The organism is Mycobacterium sp. NGS63 (assembly GCF_059812295.1).
In genome coordinates this window covers 111,102-129,668 of the sequence record NZ_JCALCJ010000007.1, presented here as the reverse complement: position 1 = coordinate 129,668, position 18,567 = coordinate 111,102, and the positions used below count along the sequence as shown (strand labels likewise).

The 18,567-nt window shown below is 71.2% G+C and carries 18 protein-coding genes; 9 read left to right on the top strand and 9 right to left on the bottom strand.

The window, feature by feature from the left end:
- Position 1 precedes the first annotated feature (1 nt).
- Positions 2 to 529 (bottom strand): mycothiol transferase, encoded by a 528-nt coding sequence (locus tag AC5Y4Z_RS19045; protein WP_499966151.1) that lies wholly within the window; start codon positions 527 to 529, stop codon positions 2 to 4.
- Positions 530 to 539: 10 nt separating this feature from the next.
- Positions 540 to 911: a VOC family protein gene (locus tag AC5Y4Z_RS19040; RefSeq protein ID WP_499966149.1), complete on the bottom strand. Its 372-nt coding sequence runs from the start codon at positions 909 to 911 to the stop codon at positions 540 to 542.
- 46 nt (positions 912 to 957) lie between these two features.
- Between AC5Y4Z_RS19040 and AC5Y4Z_RS19035 the strand changes: the two genes are divergently transcribed.
- From AC5Y4Z_RS19035 to AC5Y4Z_RS19020, 4 genes are all read left to right on the top strand, one after another.
- Positions 958 to 2,688, top strand: a complete 1,731-nt coding sequence (locus tag AC5Y4Z_RS19035; protein ID WP_499966148.1) for an N-acyl-D-amino-acid deacylase family protein — start codon at positions 958 to 960, stop codon at positions 2,686 to 2,688.
- Between the two features lie 38 nt (positions 2,689 to 2,726).
- Positions 2,727 to 4,154, top strand: coding sequence for a PPE family protein (locus tag AC5Y4Z_RS19030; RefSeq protein ID WP_499966147.1), 1,428 nt, complete (start codon positions 2,727 to 2,729; stop codon positions 4,152 to 4,154).
- A 21-nt stretch (positions 4,155 to 4,175) separates the two neighbouring features.
- The gene (locus tag AC5Y4Z_RS19025; RefSeq protein WP_499966145.1) at positions 4,176 to 4,574 is read left to right on the top strand and encodes a pyridoxamine 5'-phosphate oxidase family protein; all 399 of its coding nucleotides are present in this window, start codon (positions 4,176 to 4,178) and stop codon (positions 4,572 to 4,574) included.
- 73 nt (positions 4,575 to 4,647) lie between these two features.
- The gene (locus AC5Y4Z_RS19020; protein WP_499966144.1) at positions 4,648 to 5,211 is read left to right on the top strand and encodes a carboxymuconolactone decarboxylase family protein; all 564 of its coding nucleotides are present in this window, start codon (positions 4,648 to 4,650) and stop codon (positions 5,209 to 5,211) included.
- Here AC5Y4Z_RS19020 and AC5Y4Z_RS19015 read toward each other — a convergent pair.
- From AC5Y4Z_RS19015 to groL, 3 genes are all read right to left on the bottom strand, one after another.
- Complete coding sequence (locus AC5Y4Z_RS19015; RefSeq protein ID WP_499966142.1) at positions 5,200 to 6,024, bottom strand: SDR family NAD(P)-dependent oxidoreductase; 825 nt, start codon at positions 6,022 to 6,024, stop codon at positions 5,200 to 5,202. The two genes, AC5Y4Z_RS19020 and AC5Y4Z_RS19015, sit on opposite strands and share 12 nt — an antisense overlap.
- Before the next feature lie 9 nt (positions 6,025 to 6,033).
- Positions 6,034 to 6,921: an endonuclease domain-containing protein gene (locus AC5Y4Z_RS19010; RefSeq protein ID WP_499966140.1), complete on the bottom strand. Its 888-nt coding sequence runs from the start codon at positions 6,919 to 6,921 to the stop codon at positions 6,034 to 6,036.
- A gap of 156 nt (positions 6,922 to 7,077) precedes the next feature.
- Positions 7,078 to 8,703, bottom strand: a complete 1,626-nt coding sequence (gene groL, locus AC5Y4Z_RS19005; protein ID WP_499966138.1) for a chaperonin GroEL — start codon at positions 8,701 to 8,703, stop codon at positions 7,078 to 7,080.
- Positions 8,704 to 8,913: 210 nt separating this feature from the next.
- Between groL and AC5Y4Z_RS19000 the strand changes: the two genes are divergently transcribed.
- Positions 8,914 to 9,408 (top strand): cupin domain-containing protein, encoded by a 495-nt coding sequence (locus AC5Y4Z_RS19000; protein ID WP_499966137.1) that lies wholly within the window; start codon positions 8,914 to 8,916, stop codon positions 9,406 to 9,408.
- On the opposite strand, the gene AC5Y4Z_RS18995 is transcribed toward AC5Y4Z_RS19000, so the two are convergent.
- Both AC5Y4Z_RS18995 and AC5Y4Z_RS18990 read right to left on the bottom strand, forming a co-directional pair.
- Positions 9,393 to 10,826 (bottom strand): flavin-containing monooxygenase, encoded by a 1,434-nt coding sequence (locus AC5Y4Z_RS18995; RefSeq protein ID WP_499966136.1) that lies wholly within the window; start codon positions 10,824 to 10,826, stop codon positions 9,393 to 9,395. The two genes, AC5Y4Z_RS19000 and AC5Y4Z_RS18995, sit on opposite strands and share 16 nt — an antisense overlap.
- Positions 10,817 to 11,290, bottom strand: a complete 474-nt coding sequence (locus AC5Y4Z_RS18990; RefSeq protein ID WP_499966135.1) for a VOC family protein — start codon at positions 11,288 to 11,290, stop codon at positions 10,817 to 10,819. The genes AC5Y4Z_RS18995 and AC5Y4Z_RS18990 overlap by 10 nt, the downstream gene beginning before the upstream one ends.
- 53 nt (positions 11,291 to 11,343) lie before the next feature.
- Here AC5Y4Z_RS18990 and moeA point away from each other — a divergent pair, with 53 nt between their 5' ends.
- Positions 11,344 to 12,549, top strand: a complete 1,206-nt coding sequence (moeA, locus tag AC5Y4Z_RS18985; RefSeq protein WP_499966133.1) for a molybdopterin molybdotransferase MoeA — start codon at positions 11,344 to 11,346, stop codon at positions 12,547 to 12,549.
- A gap of 51 nt (positions 12,550 to 12,600) precedes the next feature.
- Here the strand turns inward: moeA and AC5Y4Z_RS18980 are convergent, their stop codons facing one another.
- Entirely contained in the window at positions 12,601 to 13,806 is a 1,206-nt protein-coding gene (locus AC5Y4Z_RS18980) for an MFS transporter (protein WP_499966132.1), read from the bottom strand.
- Positions 13,807 to 13,868: 62 nt separating this feature from the next.
- Here AC5Y4Z_RS18980 and AC5Y4Z_RS18975 point away from each other — a divergent pair, with 62 nt between their 5' ends.
- Genes AC5Y4Z_RS18975 through AC5Y4Z_RS18965 form a run of 3 tightly spaced genes read left to right on the top strand, consistent with a single transcriptional unit; the run spans position 13,869 to position 17,607 of the window.
- Entirely contained in the window at positions 13,869 to 14,591 is a 723-nt protein-coding gene (locus tag AC5Y4Z_RS18975) for a phosphatidylserine decarboxylase (protein ID WP_499966131.1), read from the top strand.
- Positions 14,588 to 15,448, top strand: a complete 861-nt coding sequence (gene pssA / locus AC5Y4Z_RS18970) for a CDP-diacylglycerol--serine O-phosphatidyltransferase (protein WP_499966130.1) — start codon at positions 14,588 to 14,590, stop codon at positions 15,446 to 15,448. The genes AC5Y4Z_RS18975 and pssA overlap by 4 nt, the downstream gene beginning before the upstream one ends.
- Entirely contained in the window at positions 15,445 to 17,607 is a 2,163-nt protein-coding gene (locus AC5Y4Z_RS18965) for an AAA family ATPase (protein WP_499966129.1), read from the top strand. Before pssA ends, AC5Y4Z_RS18965 begins: the two co-directional genes overlap by 4 nt.
- A gap of 130 nt (positions 17,608 to 17,737) precedes the next feature.
- On the opposite strand, the gene AC5Y4Z_RS18960 is transcribed toward AC5Y4Z_RS18965, so the two are convergent.
- Complete coding sequence (locus AC5Y4Z_RS18960) at positions 17,738 to 18,556, bottom strand: enoyl-CoA hydratase-related protein (protein ID WP_499966128.1); 819 nt, start codon at positions 18,554 to 18,556, stop codon at positions 17,738 to 17,740.
- Positions 18,557 to 18,567 lie beyond the last annotated feature (11 nt).

Below are 18,567 nucleotides of genomic sequence, written 5' to 3'. Positions count from 1 at the left end.
CCTAGAACCCGACGAATCCCCGCACGTAGGCGGCCTGGCCGAGGTGCTGGGCGCAGTCGTCGATGATGCTGACCAGCCGCGCGCCGGCCGTCACCGGCGGGTCCCAGTTGGTGTCGACGACGCGCGCCAGCTCCTCGGCGGTCACGCCGGCGACGTAATCGAGGGTCAGCTGGTGCACGGCGTGGTAGTAGCCGGCCAGCAGCGCCGCGGGCGCCTTGACCTTGGCGACCTCCTCGGGCCCGTGCCCGTAACCGGTGTCGTTGCGCGCCAGGTCCAGCCCGAAGCGGTCCACCCAGCCGTCGCGGGTCCACACCTGCTCGACCCCGGCCACGTCGGCCAGCTGGACGTCCTGCACCCGCGCGCTGTGCCAGATCAGCCAGGCGATGCTGTTGGCCTTCGGGGTCGGGCGGTAGCTGGACGTCTGGTCGGTCAGCCCGTCGGTGATCTCGTCGACGTGCTCGATCAGCCGGGTGAACGCGTCGCGCAGCAGCTCTCGGGCCGCGCTGTCGGTGCTGGAGGTTTCGGCCATACCCGCGACCCTACGGGCCGCCGTGCCAGACCGCCTCGACGTTGTTGCCGTCGGGGTCGCGCACGAACGCGCCGAAATAGCCCGGGTGGTATTCGGGCCACAGGCGCGGCTCGTGCAGAGACTCGGCGCCGAGTCCCACCGCCGCGGCGTAAAAGGCGCGCACCGCGTCTTCGCCGGCGGCCGTGAAGGCGACGTGCACTTCGCGATTCGGGCCGGCGCCGTCGCCGTCGGCGATCCAAAAAGTCGGCTTGCCGTCGCGGCCGTACCCGATGGCGGGACCGACGTCCAGCTGCCGCGAGTAGCCCAGCACGCCGAGCACCGCGTCGTAGAACTCCTGGGATTTGCCGTAGTCGGCGCAGTTGATTCCGATGTGGTCAATCATCCGAAGATCCTGGCACGACCCACCGACGCGGTCGTAGATTGTTTGAATGACTTACGACCTCGTCATCCGCAACGGCACCATCGTCGACGGGCTGGGCGGTGAGCCGTACGTCGGGGACGTCGCGGTAGAAGGGGGCGTCATTAGGGCCGTCGGCTCGGTGAACGGCGACGGCGCCGCGCGCGAGATCGACGCCGCCGGGCTGCTGGTCACGCCCGGGTTCGTCGACCTGCACACCCACTACGACGGCCAGTCCATCTGGTCGGAGCGGCTGACCCCGTCGTCGGCGCACGGGGTGACCACGGTGGTGATGGGCAACTGCGGGGTCGGCTTCGCGCCGTGCCGCCAGGAAGACCACGATGTCCTGGTCGACGTGATGGCCGGCGTGGAGGACATCCCCGGCGTGGTCATGACCGACGGCCTGCCCTGGACCTGGGAGACCTTCCCCGAATACCTCGACGCCCTGGACGCCGGCAGGCGCGACATCGACGTGGCCGCCTACCTCCCGCACTCCCCGCTGCGGGTGTACGTGATGGGCCGGCGCGGCGCCGACCGCGAGCCGGCCACCCCCGACGACCTCGCGAAGATGCGGGCGCTGGCCAAGGAGGCGATCGAGGCCGGCGCGCTGGGCTTCGCGTCGTCGCGGTTGACCATCCACAAGACCGAAAGCGGTTCGCCGATCCCCAGCTACGACGCCGCGCGCGAGGAGATCGAACAGATCGCCCGGGGCGTCGTCGACGCCGGCGGCGGCCTGCTGCAATTCGTGCCCGACATCCCCGCCGGCGGCTACCAGCCCGTGCTGCAGACGGTGTTCGACGTCGCGGAGGACGTCGGACTGCCGGTGACGTTCACGCTGGTTGTAGCCAATGCCGGGGACCCGACGTGGCCGGACGCGATCACGATGATCGAGAAGGCGAACGCGGCGGGTGGGGATGTCACCGCGCAGCTGCTGCCGCGCCCGATCGGGCTGATCATCGGCCTGCAGCTGAGCGCCAACCCGTTCGTGCTCTACCCCAGCTACCGCGAGATCGCGCACCTGCCGCTGGCCGAGCGGGTGGCCGAGATGCGCAAGCCGGAGGTGCGCGCCCGCATCCTGGCCGACAAGCCCGGCGCCGGGCACCCGATCCTGTACGTGGCGCAGATGTGGGACTGGATCTTCCCGCTCGGCGACACCCCGGACTACGAGCCCGACCCGTCGACCAGCATCGGGGCCCGCGCCCGCGCCCGCGGGGTGGACCCGATGGAGGAGGCCTACGACCGGCTGCTCGACGACGACGGCCGCGCCATGCTGCTGGTCGCGACCAGCAACCTGCAGGGCAACTCGCTGGACACCGTCGGGGAGCTGCTGCACCGCGACGACGTCGTGCTCGGGCTCGGCGACGGCGGCGCCCACTACGGCATGATCTGCGACGCCAGCTACTCGACGTATTTCCTGGCCCACTGGGCGCGCGACCGCAGGTCCAGGCGGTTCAGCGTGCCCGACGCCGTCCGCGAGCTGACGTCCGTGCCGGCGCGGGTGGCCGGGCTGGGCGACCGCGGCCGCATCGCGGTCGGCTACAAGGCCGACCTCAACGTCATCGACCACGCCAGGCTGCGGCTGCACAAGCCGGTGATCCGCCACGACCTGCCCGCAGGCGGGCGGCGGCTGGACCAGACCGCCGACGGCTATGTCGCCACGATCGTCTCGGGCGAAATAATTGCTGAAAATGGCGTTCCCACGGAAGCACGGCCCGGCAAGTTGGTCCGGGGACGAAAGCCCACCCCGGTACCTGGTCCATAACGCCACGAAGGGCGCCCTATCCCGGTTAAGTTGGGTTAGTGACGAGCCCGCATTTTGCGTGGTTGCCGCCAGAAATCAACTCGGCACTAATCTTCGCCGGTCCCGGGGCGGCGCCGTTACTTGCTGCGGCCGAAGCATGGGACGGGCTGGCCGAGGACCTGGCGTCGTCAGCGTCGTCGTTCTTCTCGGTGACGAACGATCTGGCCAACGGGTCGTGGCAGGGCGCCTCGGCGGCGGCGATGATGACCGTCGCGACCCAGTACGTGAGCTGGCTCAGCGCGGCGGCCGCGCAAGCGGAGGCGGCGTCCAGCCAGGCCTCGGCGATCGCGGCGGCGTTCGAGGCCGCGGTGGCGGCCACCGTGCAGCCCGCGGTGGTGGCGGCGAATCGTGCGCTGGTGCAGGCGTTGGCGTCCACCAACTGGTTCGGGTTCAACGTCCCGGCGATCATGGACACCGAGGCCGCCTACGAGGCGATGTGGGCGGCGGACGTGGCGGCGATGTTCGGTTACCACGCCGACGCGTCGCAGGCGGCCGCGCAATTGGCGCCCTGGCAACAGGTCCTGCAGAAGTTGGGCATCACATTCAAGGACGGCCAACTCAGCCTCAGCTTTCCCGGGACGTCGGGCGGCGGCAATTCAAACCTGGGTTACGGTAACAGCGGCAGCCAGAACCTCGGCTCCGGTAACTCGGGCAGCAACAACATCGGCTGGGGCAACCTGGGCAACGGGAATATCGGGTTCGGCAATACCGGCAACAACGACTTCGGCATCGGGCTGACCGGTAATAATCAGTTCGGCTTCGGTGGTTTTAATTCCGGCACCGGCAACATCGGTTTGTTCAATTCCGGTAACAACAACATCGGCTTCTTCAACTCCGGGAATGGAAACTTCGGTATCGGGAACTCGGGTAATTCCAACACCGGTTTCCTGAACTCCGGATCGATCAACACCGGCTTCTTCAACAACGGCGCCGGCAATACCGGGTTCTTCCAGGACAACACGTTGACGGCCCAGGGCGGCGCGGAGTCCATGCTCAACTCCAGCCACTACGTCACGGGCGGGGTCGGCGCGGCCAACCTGAGCTCGAGCCTGCTCAACTCGGTCAACGCCTCGACCGGCGGCTTGGCCCCGGCCGCGGCGAGCTCGGGAATGGTCAGCACCAGCAGCGCGTTCTCGGCCCCGGCCGACGCGAGCGCCGTCGCCGCCGCCGGCGTCGGGTCGAGCCACGGGAGCTCCGGCGTCAGCGCGGCGAGCGGGCCCACCCCCACCCCGCCGGCCCTGCGGACCACGACGGCCGCCCCGTCGGGCTTCTTCCCCGCCGCGGGCGGCGCCGCCGGCGACTCCGGTTTCCGCAACCCGGCCGCCACCCGGGAGCCGGGCATACCGAGCTCGGGCTTCTTCAACAAGGGCGAGCGCGGCCCGGACACGCCAGAGCCGGGCATCATGGTGCCGGAGCTGCCCGACTAGCTCGCGCCTATTCTCGAAGTCATGCGCACGAAGAAGAAGGTGGACGTCGAGCGGCTGGCCGCGGCCCTCGCCGACTTCCCGTTCGCGTACCTGATCACCGTTGACGACGGCTATCACGCGCACACCGTGACGGTGGAACCGACGCTGCGCGAGGCGACCCTCGACGTGGGGCTGATCGGCGGCCGCACCCGCCAGAACCTGGCCCAGCGCCGCGACGTCACCCTGCTGTGGCCCCCGACCGAGCCCGGCGGCTATTCGCTGATCGTCGACGGCGAAGCCGAAGTGACGGGTGGCGACGCCGAGACCGCCCGCCTGAGCGTCGTGCCGACCCGCGCGCTGCTGCACCGCGAGGCCGACTCCCCGAGCGCGGCCAAGGGCTGCCTGCACGACTGCGTGGTGTTCTCGCTGCCATCGACCTAGCGGCGATCGCAAGCGCGGCGAAGCCGGGCGCTGCGGGTCGCTGCCATCGACCTAGGGCCGTACAGTCGTCGGCGTGAGCCGCGTCGCACCGCTCGCTCCGCCCTGGAGCTCCGAAGATGCCACCGCCATCAACAGCTGGGGCCACCCCGACCGCAGCTACGAGCCGCTGCTTTTGGTGCGTTGCCTGCAGCGCCACCCGGCGCTCGCCACCCGGCTGCGCAAGCTCGGTGAATCCCTTTACGTCGCAGCGCTTTTGCCGCCACGCACCCGCACGATCGCGATCCTGCGCTGCTGCGCGCTCGTCGGCTGCGAATACGAGTGGGGCGGGCAGGCGGCGTTCTGGGGTCCGATCGCAGGTGTCAGCGACGACGAGTGCGACGCGCTGGTTTTGGGCGGCCCGCACGACCCGCGCTGGAGCGCCGACGAGCGGATGCTGATCGAGGCCGTCGACGAGCTGGAGCGCACCGGGTCGTGGTCGGAGCCGACGTGGGCCGCGCTGGGCCGCTTCTTGTCCGACGAACAGCGGATCGAGCTGCTCACGGCCGTCGGCTGGTACCGCACGATCTGCACGCTGTGCAACGCGCTCGCGCTTCCCGTCGAGGGCTGGATGCGGCGCTGGCCTGGGTCAGCGCGCTGAACGGTCCCTTCTGAGGCTGGGATGCTGGTTCTTCAGCAGCGGCAGCAGCACCCGCCGCGGCATGAACTGAAACAGGCGCGTGCTGATCTGGCTGGGCAGCCCGGGGATGACGGTCCCGCGGTCGTGGGCCAGGGCGTCGACCCCGGCGCGGGCCACCTCTCGCGACGGCTTCCACATGAACTTCGGGAAGGCGTCGGCGAAGTCGCGCTCGTCCATGCCGGCGCTCTGCACGAACTCGGTGCGCACCGGCCCCGGGCACAGCAGCGCGACGGTGACGCCCGTGCCGGCGAGTTCACCGCGCAGCCCCTGCGTGTAGTTGTTAACGAACGCCTTGGTGGCCGCGTAGCCGACCTGCCCCGGAAACGGTTGGTAACCCGCGGTGGATCCGACGTTGAGGATGGCGCCGCGACCGCGCGGCACCATCTGCTGGACCGCGCGGGTGGTCAGGTCGATGACGGCCTCGACGTTGACCCGCACCTGGGCGATCTCGTCGGCGACGGGCGTTTTGGTCACCGAACCCATGGTGCCGATGCCGGCGTTGTTCACCAGGATGTCGGCGGTCAGGCCGCGGCGGTCGACCTCGTCGAGCAGGGCGGCGCGGGCGGCGGGATCCGCGACGTCGCAGCCGATCACCTCCACGCGCACGCCGGTCGCGAGTTCGTCGGCCAGGTCGCGCAGGCGGTCCTCGCGGCGGGCGACGAGCGTGACGCCGTGGCCGCGGCCGGCCAGTTCGCGGGCGATGTCGGCGCCGATGCCCGACGACGCCCCGGTGACGACGGCCGTGCTGGTGGGAGAGGGGGTCGGAAGAGCCACGCGTCTACCCTAGGCCGCCGAGCGTGGGCCTTGCGTACGGGAACTGGCTTGCGAGCGTCCATAGGCCCCACGTTCGACGAGCTTGGCCCTGACGCGCTCGACGATCGCCTGCGGCCGCGACAGCATCGCCGCGCTGACTCTGATCACGGCCCAGCCGGCCGCCTCCAGCAGCGCGATGCGCTCGATGTCCCAGGCTCGCTGATCAGGGTCGTCCCAATGCTGAACCCCGTCGTATTCGACGGCGACCTTCCACTCGCGCCACCCCATGTCAACGCGGATCCGCCGCCTGTGCAGGTTGCGAAATTCGATCTGGGTCTCCGGCCTCGGCAATCCAGCGCCTACCAATAGCAGCCGCACTCGCGTCTCCTGCGGCGACTCGGCGCCGCCGTCGACCAGTTCCAGCGCCGCCCGCAGCCGTCGAACGCCGCGGGTCCCGGGATGGCGGTCGGCCACAGCGGCGACGTCCGCGGGGCTGATGCCCGTCGCGTTGAGCAACGCGTCGAGGATCGGTATCGCCTGGGCCGGGGGCATGCCACGGCCGATGTCAAAGGCCGTCCGGGCGGGGGTCGTCACGCGCATGCCGCGGAAAGCCCGCACCTCGTCATCCGCCAACTGATAGCTGTGGGCCACGATTCCCCGCTGACTATGACGGTCGGCGCGGACGATCTCCGCGGGCGCAGCCGCGTCAAGCCATTTCGTGCCCAGTACCGCCGCGGCGGACAGGCCGGCCAGTGTCGCACCGGTCGAAAGCCAGGCCGCGCGCGCTTTGGCCGCGGCTGTCATTTTTGCGGCTCTGTCGATGTACACGTCGCGGAATATCGCGCGATACCGTGTGCGCAATTGACCGCGGGTCACGGCGCCACGCCTGAGCGCTTGGCTACCTCGAAAAGGGTCCACGCAGACATACTCACCGCCTTCGCGCGTCTGCGTGTGCGTCGACCGTGAGGCCTGTGCATCGATTTCGCAGTGCGCACGTCCGCATCCCCCACGCTCGGCGCAAGACACGAAAAAGCCCGGCCCCCAAGGGGAGACCGGGCTTTTTCGTGCTCAGACTTAGAAGTCCATGCCGCCCATGCCGCCGGTCGGGTCGCCCGCGGGAGCGGCCGCCTTCTCCGGCTTGTCGGCGACGACGGCCTCGGTGGTCAGGAACAGGCCCGCGATGGACGCCGCGTTCTGCAGCGCCGAGCGGGTCACCTTCACCGGGTCGGCAACGCCGGCCTTGAGCAGGTCCTCGTACTCACCGGTGGCGGCGTTCAGGCCGGTGCCGGCGGGCGAGTTGCTGACCTTCTCGGCGACAACGCCGGGCTCCAGCCCGGAGTTGAAGGCGATCTGCTTCAGCGGAGCCGACAGCGCGACGCGCACGATGTTCGCGCCGGTCGCCTCGTCGCCGGTGAGCTTCAGCTCGTCCAGCGACGGCGAGGCGTGCAGCAGGGCCACGCCACCGCCGGCGACGATGCCCTCCTCGACGGCCGCCTTGGCGTTGCGGACCGCGTCCTCGATGCGGTGCTTGCGCTCCTTGAGCTCGACCTCGGTGGCCGCGCCGGCCTTGATCACCGCAACACCGCCGGCCAGCTTGGCCAGGCGCTCCTGCAGCTTCTCGCGGTCGTAGTCGGAGTCGCTGTTCTCGATCTCGGCGCGGATCTGGGCCACCCGGCCGGCGATGGCGTCGGAGTCACCGGCGCCCTCGACGATGGTGGTCTCGTCCTTGGTGATGACCACCTTGCGGGCCTTGCCCAGCAGCGAGACGTCAGCGTTCTCCAGGGTCAGGCCGACCTCCTCGCTGATGACCTGACCACCGGTGAGGATGGCCATGTCCTGCAGCATCGCCTTGCGGCGGTCACCGAAGCCCGGAGCCTTGACGGCCACCGACTTGAAGGTGCCGCGGATCTTGTTGACGACCAGGGTGGACAGCGCCTCGCCCTCGACGTCCTCGGCGATGATCAGCAGCGGCTTGCCGGCCTGGATGACCTTCTCCAGCAGCGGCAGCAGGTCCTTGACGGTCGACACCTTGGAGCTGACCAGCAGGATGTAGGGGTCCTCGAGGACGGCTTCCTGACGCTCGGCGTCGGTGACGAAGTATCCCGAGATGTAGCCCTTGTCGAACCGCATGCCCTCGGTGAGCTCGAGCTGCAGGCCGAAGGTGTTGGACTCCTCGACGGTGATGACACCCTCGTTGCCGACCTTGTCCATCGCCTCGGCGATCAGGTCGCCGATCGACTGGTCGCCCGCGGAGATGGCCGCGGTGGCGGCGATCTGGTCCTTGGTCTCGACCTCCTTGGCCGACTTCAGCAGGGTCTCGGTGACCTTCTCGACGGCCTTCTCGATGCCGCGCTTGAGGCCCAGCGGGTTGGCGCCGGCCGCCACGTTGCGCAGCCCCTCGCGCACCAGCGCCTGGGCCAGCACCGTGGCCGTCGTCGTGCCGTCACCGGCCACGTCGTCGGTCTTCTTGGCGACTTCCTTGACCAGCTCGGCGCCGATCTTCTCGTACGGGTCCTCCAGCTCGATCTCCTTGGCGATGGACACACCATCGTTGGTGATCGTGGGGGCGCCCCACTTCTTCTCCAGGACGACGTTGCGGCCCTTGGGGCCCAGCGTCACCTTTACCGCGTCGGCGAGGCTGTTCAGACCCCGCTCGAGGCCGCGACGGGCCTCCTCGTCGTACGCAATTGTCTTGGCCATTGCGAAGTGATTCCTCCGGATCGGGAATGACAGGGGTCACCGGGTGACGGTCACCCCGTTACTTACGCTGGCCGGGCGCAGTGCCCGCGACGGACGACCAGGCTGGTCTCACCGTCCCGACCTGGCACTCGCGGGTCGCGAGTGCCAACGTCATTCTTAGCACTCGCCTATGCCGAGTGCAAGAACACCCGGTGGGGCCACACTGGAGCCATGTCGCTCGCCGTCCCGCCCTATCCGCCGCCTCGCTACACCAAAGACGAGCCCGAAGTCAGCGCCTGGCTCAAGCGCGCCGACGAGCCACCGGACTACGAAACCTTCGGGACCAAGTACCACTACCTGGCCGATCAGCGGGCCACCGGCGGCGACTACGGCCTGTACCGGGTCGACATCGCCCCGGCCGGCGGCGGCCCGCCCGCGCACTTCCACCGCGCCATGTCCGAGGCGTTCTTCGTCCTGTCCGGGACGATGAAGCTCTACGACGGCACCGAGTGGGCCGACGGCCATCCGGGCGACTTCCTCTATGTCCCGCCCGGCGGGGTCCACGGCTTCCGCAACGAGGCCGACGAGCCGGCGTCGGTCCTGATGCTGTTCGCGCCCGGGGCACCGCGGGAGGCCTACTTCGAGGGCTTCGCGGCGCTGGCCGACATGACCGACGACGAACGCCGGGAGTGGTTCATCCGCCACGACAACTACTGGATCCAGTAGTCGCCGTCGACCATCGCGCGGGTGCGCTCGTAAAACGTCCGGCCGCTGTAGGGCAGTTGGGTGACGACCTTGCCGCTGGGATGGCGGAAGTAGTTGGTGCACGCCAGCCAGACCTTGCCCTCCATCGCGGCCTGGATCTCGTCGTTGTAGCGGCGCTGCGCCTCCGGCGTCACCTCGACCGTGCGCGCGCCCCGGCCGCCCATCGCGTCGAGGATGTGGCGGATGAACGTCGTCTGCGCTTCGTGGATGTAGAGGATCGAGTTGACGCCGTTGGTGTTCGGGCCGTACAGCGTGAAGAAGTTCGGATACCCGGCGATCAGCGTGCCCAGGTAGGCCTCCGCGCCCCCGCCCCACTCGTCGCGCAGGTGGCGCCCGCCGGTGCCGTACACGTCGATGCTGGCCAGGTAGTCGGCGGCGGTGAACCCGGTGCCGTAGATGACGGTGTCGACGCGGTGCTCGACGCCGTCCGCGGTGCGCACGCCGCGCTCGGTCAGCTCGGCGATCGCGGCCGTCTCGAGCGCGACATGGGGCAGCGCGAACGTCGGATACCACTCGCGCGACATCAGCGGCCGCTTGCAGCCGGCCGGATAGTCCGGGGTCAGCTTGGCGCGCAGTTCGGGGTCGGCCACCTTGCGCGCCAGGTAGCTGCGGGCCAGCTCGGTGGCCTCCCGGATCTGCGCGGCGTCGGCGTCGAAGCTGGACGACTCGTAGGCGTCGAACGCCTCGTCGCGCAGCTTGCGCGCCGCGGCCGGGTTGCGCTCGAACTCCTCGTGCTGCTCGGGGGTGAACGGGAAGTCGAACCGGGGCGCGATCCAGATCGGGGTGCGCTGAAACACGGTGAGGTGCTTGGTCTTCAGCGCGATCGCGGGCACGTACTGGATCGCGCTGGCGCCGGTGCCGATGGAGGCGACCCGCTCCCCTTCCGTCGACTTGCTGTGATCCCAACGGGCGGAATGGAATTGGCGGCCGCGAAACCGCCGCGCGCCCGGGATGTCGGGGATGTGCGGCACGTCGAGCATCCCGACGGCGCTGACCACGACGTCGAAGTCGTGCTCGCGGCCGTCGTCGGCGGTGAGCGTCCAGCGCCGCCGGGCGTCGGACCACCGCGCCGTGGTGATCGTGGTGTGCGCGCGCAGGTGTGCGGCCAGGCCGTGGTCGGAGGCGACCCTCTCGAAGTAGGCGAGGATCTCGGGCTGGTTCGCATACGTCTTGCTCCAGCGCGGGTTGGGCGCGAACGAATACGAGTACAGGTGCGACGGGACGTCGCAGGCCGCACCGGGGAAGGTGTTGTGCCGCCAGGTCCCGCCGAAGCCGTCGGCGCGGTCGAAGATCGTGAAATCGTAACCGCCGCGGGCCAATTCGATGCCCATCGCGATGCCGCCGGCGCCGGCACCGATGATGCCGACCTTCAGTCCCATTGGGAGAAGTACGGTCGCTCGGGCCGGCTCTTTTCGACGAGGATGAACACCACGCCCCAGGGGTCGGCGAACCAGGTCGTGCGCACCCGCGCGACGTCGGCGATCCCGCTGACCAGGAACCGGACCCCCTTGCGCTCCAGCTCGGCGCGGGTGGCGTCGAGGTCCTCGCAGACCAGCCCGACGTGCGAGAGCCCGTGATCGGTCAGGGCCGCGCGCCGGGCCGAGCCCTCGACGTTGAGGTATTCGATCACCTCGAGCACCCGGTCGCCGTCACCGGGCAATCCGACGATGGCCGCCTTCATGCTCGGGTCGGCCACCAGCTCGCCCATGTCGTCGCGAATGGCGTTACCGGTCATGACATACGGCGGCGACAGCACACGCAGGCCCAATACGTCGCGGTAGAACGCCACCGCGGCCTCGCAATCGGGAACGCACACCCCGGTGTGGGCCAACCCGGTAATCACGTTCTCGACTCTACGTCGGACGGCCCCGGATCGGGCAGGCCGATAATGGCCGGGTGCGTTCAGTCGAAGAGCATCAGCGAGTCGTAACCGAGATGATCCGTGCCCGCCCGGCGGTCGCGGTCCCGCTGGCCGAGGCCCAGGGGCTGGTGTTGGCCGACGACGTGGTCGCGCCGCTGGCGCTGCCGGTGTTCGACAATTCCGCGATGGACGGGTACGCGGTGCGCGCCGAGGACACGACGGACGCCTCGCCCGAACACCCCGTGGTGTTGCCGGTCGCCGAGGACATTCCGGCCGGGCGCACCGACGAGCTGACGCTGCAGCCGAAGACGGCGCACCGCATCATGACGGGCGCGCCGTTGCCGGCCGGCGCGACGGCCGTCGTCCCGGTCGAGGACACCGACGGCGGCGTGGACGACGTGGCGATCCTGGCGCCCCGCGGGCCCGGCAAGCACATCCGCCGCGCCGGCGAGGACGTCGCGCCGGGCACCATGGTGCTGCGCAAGGGCCAGGTGGTGACGCCGGCCGTGCTCGGCCTGGCGGCGGCGCTGGGAATGGCGGAGCTGCCGGTGATTCCGCGCCAGCGGGTGCTGGTCATGTCGACCGGGTCGGAGCTGGTGACGCCGGGCGAGCCGCTGCGGCCGGGCCAGATCTACGAGTCGAACTCGATCATGCTGGCCGGGGCGGTGCGCGAGGCCGGCGCCGAGGTGGTCGCCGTGGCGACCGCCGAAGACGATGTCGCACAGTTCAGTTCGCTGCTGGACCGCTACGCCGCCGACTGCGACCTGATCATCACCAGCGGCGGCGTCAGCGCCGGCGCCTACGAGGTCGTCAAGGACGCCTTCGGCCGCGAGGGCGACCAGGGGGTGGAATTCGTCAAGGTGGCGATGCAGCCGGGCATGCCGCAGGGTATCGGGCGGGTGGCCGGCGCGACGATCGTCACCCTGCCCGGCAACCCGGTCAGCGCGCTGGTCTCCTTCGAGGTGTTCATCCGTCCCGCGCTGCGCCGGGCCATGGGCCTGCCGGATCCCGAGCGCCCGCACCGGCCCGCGGTGCTCGCCGAATCGCTGACCTCGCCGGGCGGCAAGCGCCAGTTCCGGCGCGCGATCCTCGATCACGAGGCGGGCAGCGTCACCAGCTACGGGCCGCCGGCGTCGCACCATCTGCGGTGGCTGGCGTCGGCGAACGCGCTGCTGGACATCCCCGAGGACGTCGTCGAGGTGACCGAAGGGACCGAGCTGCAGGTCTGGGACCTCACCTAGCCCGATGGTGGCGACCCGCAGCGCCCGGCGCGGCCGCGCTTGCGATCGCCACTAGCCCGATGGTGGGCTGGCGAGCTCGCGGTGGAACTCGTCGGCCTTGTCGAAGGCCGCGCTGCGCCGGATGGCGATCGCGGCGACGCACATCGTCACCGGGATGACGACCAGCGCCGCCGACAGCCCGACCCGTCCCGCCAGGTGCCCGATCAACGGCGGGCCGAGCAGGTAGCCCACCCAGCCGGTCGCGGCGACCAGGGCGATCGCCGACCCCGCGCCGCTCGCCGAATAGGAGGCGCTGAACGCGGTCGGGACCAGCAGCGCCACGCCGGCCCCCAGGCCGGCGAATCCGAGCACGCTGACCGCGGGGTCGGCGGTCGCCAGCGTCGCGGTCATGGCGACGACGGCGAGCAGCGCGAGCGCCGGCAGCAACGCGCGGCTGGAGACCCGCGCGTGCAGCCGTGCGGCGCCGAACCGCGTGACGACCATCGTCAGTGTGTAGGCCACGTAGCTCAGCGCGGCGACGCCCGGGCCGGCCCCGACGACGTTGCGCACGTAGGTGGCCGACCAGTCGGTGGCGGCGCCCTCGCACAGGAATGACACGAACGACACCGCCGCCAGCAGTCCCACCGTCTTGGACATCCACGCCCGCTTCGGCCGCCCGGCGCCGGGGTCGGGCGCGGCCGCCCCGTCGGGAATCAGGTGACGCGTCAGCGCCTCCACGACGAGCAGCACCACGACGCCGAGGACGACCAGTTGGGCCAGCAGGCCGATGCTCGCGCCGACGCAGGCCGCGCCGATCAGGGCGCCCATTAGCGCGCCGACGCTCCACATGCCGTGAAAGCGGGCCATGATCGGCGCCCGGGCCAGCCGCTCGACCGCGGCGGCCTGGGTGTTCATCGCGATGTCCAGCCCGCCCTGGAAGAAGCCCCACAACGCCAGCGCCGCGAACAGCCACGGTCCCGAGGTGGCCAGCCCGACCGTCGTGCCCGCGGCGGCGTAGCCGGCCACCAGGACGGGAACCAACCGGCGGCTGCCCCAGCGGGGCAGCGCCCAGTGGCCGAGCAGCGTGGCCGCGACCGATCCCAGCGGCGCGCCGAACAGGGCCGTGCCCAGCGCCGCGTCCGACAGGCCCAGCTCGGCCTTGACCCGGGGAATGTGGGCGGCCCACGACGAAAACAGCACCGCGTGGGCGACGAAGGCGGCGGTGACGCCGATCTTCGCGCGGCGCAGCCGCATCGCGCGCCCGTCGTCTGCATGCATGTCCCCCGCATCGTTCCCCGTGCGCGCCGCTGCGAACCACCGGGGCTCCGTAAGATGGCCGCGTGGCAAGACGCCCCCGCACCGTCGGGCCCACCGCCGAGGACCCGGCGTTCAGCCCCCAGCACGCGTTGGAGTTGGTGCGCTCCGCCGTTCCGCCGGTGCACCCGGCGGGCCGCCCGTTCGTCGCCGCCGGCCTGGTCACGGCCCTGGCCGGGCGCAACCACCGCTGGCTGCGCCGGGCCGGCCTGCTGGCCGCCGGCGCGTGCGCGGCGTTCTTCCGCCACCCCCCGCGGGTGCCGCCCACCCGGCCCGGCGCCGTCGTCGCGCCCGCCGACGGCGAGATCTGCGTGATCGACGCGGCGGCCCCGCCGGCCGAACTGGGCATGGGCGATGCGGCGCTGCCGCGGGTCAGCATCTTCCTGTCGCTGTTGGACGCGCACGTGCAGCGCGCCCCGGTCAGCGGTGAGGTGATCGCCGTGCAACACCGGCCGGGCCGCTTCGGCTCCGCCGACCTGGCCGCCGCGAGCACCGACAACGAGCGCACCAGCCTGCGGCTGCGCACCGACACCGGCGCCGACGTGGTGGCCGTGCAGATCGCGGGGCTGCTGGCGCGCCGCATCGTCTGCCACGCCCGCGTCGGGGACAAGCTGTCGATCGGCGACACCTACGGCCTGATCCGGTTCGGCTCCCGGCTGGACACCTACCTGCCGTCCGGGACGGTGCCGCTGGTGCAGGTGGGCCAGCGCGCGGTCGCCGGCGAGACCGTCCTGGCCGAGCTGCCATGATCAGCAGGCCCCGCGGGCGGGCGATGAACCTGCAGATCCTGCCGAGCGCGATGACGGTGCTGTCCATCTGCGCCGGGCTCACCTCGATCCGGTTTGCGCTGCAACACCAGCCGGTGCCCGCGATGGCGCTGATCGTCGCGGCCGCCATCCTGGACGGGCTCGACGGCCGGGTGGCCCGCATGCTGGACGCCCAGTCCCGCATGGGCGCCGAAATCGACTCGCTGGCCGACGCGGTGAATTTCGGGGTGACACCCGCGCTGGTGCTCTACGTGTCGATGCTGTCGAAATGGCCGGTCGGTTGGGTGGTGGTGCTGCTGTATGCGGTGTGCGTCGTGCTGCGCCTGGCGCGGTACAACGCGTTGCAGGACGACGGGACCCTGCCTCCCTACGCGCACGAATTCTTCGTCGGGATGCCCGCGCCCGCCGGCGCCGTCTCGATGATCGGCCTGATGGGGCTCAAGCTGCAGTTCGGCGAGGGCTGGTGGACCTCGGTGTGGTTCTTGTGCATCTGGGTGACCGGCACGGCGATGCTCATGGTCAGCGGCATCCCGATGCGCAAGATGCACACGGTGCGGGTGCCGCCGAGCTATGCCACCGCGGTGCTGGTGGTGCTGGTGCTCTTCGCCGCCGCCGCGGTGCTGCAGCCCTTCATCACGATCTGGGTGATCATCATCGCCTACCTGTGCCACGTCCCGTTCGCGATCCGCACCAAGCGCTGGCTCGCCAACCACCCCGAGGTCTGGGACGACCGGCCCAAGCAGCGGCGCGCCGTGCGGCGCGCGAACCGGCGGGCGCAGCCGAACCGGCGGTCGATGACGCGGCTCGGGCTGCGGAAGCCGAGCGGGCGCCTGAGATGACCGCCGGCGGCGCGGCCCGTCAGCTCACCCTCATCGCCCGGCTGAACACCTCCGCCGTCGACTCGCGCCGCGGCGTGGTCAGGTTGCATCCGAATGCCGTTGCGGCGCTGGGCATCCGGGAGTGGGACGCGGTGTCGCTGACCGGGTCGCGGACTACCGCGGCGGTGGCCGGCCTGGCCGACCCGGACACCCCGGTCGGCACCGTGCTGCTCGACGACGTGACGCTGTCCAACGCCGGGCTGCGCGAGGGCACCGCGGTGATCGTCGGCGCGGTCACCGTCTACGGCGCGCGGTCGGTGACGCTGTCCGGCTCGGCGATGGCCGCGGCGTCGCTGACGCCCGTCACGCTGCGCCAGGCGTTGCTGGGCAAGGTGATGACCGTCGGCGACGCGGTGTCGCTGCTGCCCCGCGACCTGGGTCCCGGCACCTCCACGTCGCAGGCCACCCGCGCGCTGGCGGCCGCGGTCGGGATCAGCTGGACCTCGGAGCTGTTGACCGTCACGGGCGTCGACCCCGACGGGCCGGTCAGCGTTCAGCCGAACTCGTTGGTCACCTGGGGAACCGGGGCCGGGACGGCGGTGCGCGAACCGCTGACCACCGGCGCGCCGGCAGTCCTCGTCGAGGAACTCAAGGGCTCGCAGCCGCAGGCCGCCAAGCTCGCCGAATGGCTCAAGCTCTCCCTCGACGAACCACACCTGCTGCAGAGCCTGGGCGCCGGCACCAACCTCGGGGTGCTGGTGTCGGGGCCGGCCGGCGTGGGCAAGGTGACGCTGGTGCGCGCGGTGTGCGACGGCCGCCGACTGGTCGAACTCGACGGCCCCGAGGTGGGCGCGCTGGCCGCCGACGATCGGCTGAAGACGGTGGCCGCGGCGGTGCAGCGCGTCCGGGACGGCGGCGGCGTCCTGCTGATCGCCGACGCCGACGCCCTGCTGCCCGCCACCGCCGAGCCGGTGGCCGCCCTGATCCTGGGCGAACTGCGCACCGCCGTCGCCACCCGCGGCGTCGCCCTGATCGCCACCGCCGCGCGCCCCGACCAGCTCGACGCGAGGCTGCGCGCCCCCGACCTGTGCGACCGCGAGCTCGGCCTGCCGCTGCCCGACGCCGCCACCCGCAAGGCGCTGCTGGAGGCGCTGCTCAAGCCCGCGCCCACCGGCGATCTCGATCTCGACGAAATCGCCGGGCGCACACCGGGTTTCGTCGTCGCCGACCTCGCCGCGCTGGTGCGTGAGGCCGCGCTGCGGGCGGCGTCTCGCGCCAGCGCCGACGGCCGGCCGCCCGAGCTCGGCCAGGACGACCTCGTCGGCGCGCTGAGCGTCATCCGGCCGCTGTCGCGCTCGGCCGCCGAGGAACTCACGGTCGGCAACGTGACCCTCGACGACGTCGGCGACATGGCCGCGGCCCGGCAGGCGCTGACCGAGGCGGTGTTGTGGCCGCTGCAGCATCCCGACACCTTCGCCCGGCTCGGCGTCGACCCCCCGCGCGGGGTGCTGCTGTACGGCCCGCCCGGCTGCGGCAAGACGTTCGTGGTCCGCGCCCTGGCCAGCACCGGGCAGCTGAGCGTGCACGCCGTCAAGGGCTCCGAGCTGATGGACAAGTGGGTGGGCAGCTCGGAAAAGGCGGTGCGGGAACTGTTTCGGCGGGCCCGCGACTCGGCCCCGTCGCTGGTGTTCCTCGACGAGGTGGACGCGCTGGCGCCGCGGCGCGGGCAGAGCTTCGACTCCGGCGTCACCGACCGGGTGGTGGCCGCGCTGCTGACCGAGCTCGACGGGATCGAGCCGCTGCGCGACGTCGTGGTGCTGGGCGCCACCAACCGGCCCGACCTGGTCGACCCGGCGCTGCTGCGCCCCGGCCGGCTGGAGCGGCTGGTGTTCGTCGAGCCGCCGGACGCCGCGGCCCGCGGCGAAATCCTGCGCACGGCGGGCAAATCCATCCCGCTGAGCGCCGACGTCGACCTCGACGGGGTGGCCGCCGGGCTGGACGGCTACAGCGCCGCCGACTGCGTGGCGCTGCTGCGCGAGGCCGCGCTGACCGCCATGCGGCGATCCCTCGACGCCACGGACGTGACGGCCGCCGACCTCGACGCGGCGCGCCAGGCCGTGCGCCCCTCGCTGGATCCCGCGCAGCTCGACTCGTTACGCGCGTTCGCCAAATCCGTTTAGCACCGCCCGGGATCGAGTGTGAGCCCAGGGATTCGAATGTGAGCCCAGGGCGGCACCGAGACGATTTTTCCGCCCACGCTTCACACCCAAAGCCCAGGATTCACACTCGAATTGGAGAGCCGAGGCCGCCTCACGGCTCCGGCAGCTCAGTCCACTCGGCGGACAGCCGCGAGCTGAACCGCGGCGGGCGGCGATCCAGGTACGCGCTGACGCCCTCGCGGGCGTCGGCGGTGCCCATCACGCGGTGGTGCAGCAGGGTCTCCAGCGACGCGACCTGTCGCGGGCTGTAGTTGTTGATCGCGGCGTCCCACAGCAACCGCTTGCACAGCGCCGCCGACATCGGCGCCACGTGGGCCGCGATGTCGCGCGCCGTCTCCAGTGCGTGGCCGAGCACCCGCCCGGCGGGCAGCGCCCGGTTCGCGACGCCGAGCGTCACCGCCTCGGCACCGCTGAAGGTGCGCCCGGTGAGCAGCAGCTCGGCGGCCACCCCCAGCGTGGCCAGGTGTGCCAGCGTCCAGTGCGACATGCAGTCCGGAATCACGCCCCGGCGCACTTGCACCACACCGTATTTGGCGTCCTCGGCCACGATGCGGATGTCGGCCTGCAGGGCGATGGTCAGCCCGATGCCGATGGCGTGGCCGTTGAGCGCGGCGATCACCGGCTTGCGCAACTCGAACGCGGCCGGGTCGATCGGCGACGCGGAGAACGCGCTCTCGTCGGCGGGGGCGTCGAACGGCGAGATGTTGCCGGAGAAGTCCGCCCCGACGCAGAAGGCGCGCCCCGCCCCGGTCACCACGATCGCGCGGACGTCGTCGTCGGCGTCGCAGTCCCGGTAGGCCTGGCTCAGCAGCCGGCCCATCTCGGCGGTGTAGGCGTTGAGGTGGTCGGGGCGGTTCAGCGTCAGCACCGCCACGCCCTCGTCGACGTCGATCGTCAGGTCGGCACTCATCGCGTGGCCCC

Excerpts from the sequence above, each read along its gene's own strand:
- AC5Y4Z_RS19045 (WP_499966151.1), bottom strand. The coding sequence starts at position 529 with ATGGCCGAAACCTCCAGCACCGACAGCGCGGCCCGAGAGCTGCTGCGC.
- AC5Y4Z_RS19040 (WP_499966149.1), bottom strand. The coding sequence starts at position 911 with ATGATTGACCACATCGGAATCAACTGCGCCGACTACGGCAAATCCCAG.
- AC5Y4Z_RS19035 (WP_499966148.1), top strand. The coding sequence starts at position 958 with ATGACTTACGACCTCGTCATCCGCAACGGCACCATCGTCGACGGGCTG.
- AC5Y4Z_RS19025 (WP_499966145.1), top strand. The coding sequence starts at position 4,176 with ATGCGCACGAAGAAGAAGGTGGACGTCGAGCGGCTGGCCGCGGCCCTC.
- groL (WP_499966138.1), bottom strand. The coding sequence starts at position 8,703 with ATGGCCAAGACAATTGCGTACGACGAGGAGGCCCGTCGCGGCCTCGAG.
- AC5Y4Z_RS19000 (WP_499966137.1), top strand. The coding sequence starts at position 8,914 with ATGTCGCTCGCCGTCCCGCCCTATCCGCCGCCTCGCTACACCAAAGAC.
- AC5Y4Z_RS18995 (WP_499966136.1), bottom strand. The coding sequence starts at position 10,826 with ATGGGACTGAAGGTCGGCATCATCGGTGCCGGCGCCGGCGGCATCGCG.
- AC5Y4Z_RS18980 (WP_499966132.1), bottom strand. The coding sequence starts at position 13,806 with ATGCATGCAGACGACGGGCGCGCGATGCGGCTGCGCCGCGCGAAGATC.
- pssA (WP_499966130.1), top strand. The coding sequence starts at position 14,588 with ATGATCAGCAGGCCCCGCGGGCGGGCGATGAACCTGCAGATCCTGCCG.
- AC5Y4Z_RS18965 (WP_499966129.1), top strand. The coding sequence starts at position 15,445 with ATGACCGCCGGCGGCGCGGCCCGTCAGCTCACCCTCATCGCCCGGCTG.
- AC5Y4Z_RS18960 (WP_499966128.1), bottom strand. The coding sequence starts at position 18,556 with ATGAGTGCCGACCTGACGATCGACGTCGACGAGGGCGTGGCGGTGCTG.